We start from the raw sequence: 288 nt of genomic DNA on the forward strand, positions 1-288 counted from the left end.
GGTTAAGCCAATCACTCTTTGAAGTACTATAAGTACTCAATTATTGGAATTAACGTTGACATATTGTCATTCAGTTTTCAATGTTCATTTTGTCTCACAAGAAACAATTATACTCTCTTTATTATCTTGTGTCAATACTTAATTCAATTTATTTTCAACTTTTTCAAGAAAAAAAGACCCAAGGGTCAAAATTGAATTTTGCCCGGCAACGTCCTACTCTCGCGGAACGTAAGCCCAACTACCATCGGCGCTAAAGAGCTTAACTTCTGTGTTCGGCATGGGAACAGG

1 rRNA gene is annotated in these 288 nt (G+C 36.5%); it reads right to left on the minus strand.

Going from position 1 to position 288, the window contains the following annotated elements:
• Positions 1-200: 200 nt before the first annotated feature.
• Positions 201-288, minus strand: a 5S ribosomal RNA gene (gene rrf / locus LQ609_RS12615); the annotation flags it as partial.

Source organism: Mammaliicoccus sp. G-M28 (assembly GCF_022386595.1).
In the GTDB taxonomy this organism is placed as follows: domain Bacteria; phylum Bacillota; class Bacilli; order Staphylococcales; family Staphylococcaceae; genus Mammaliicoccus; species Mammaliicoccus fleurettii.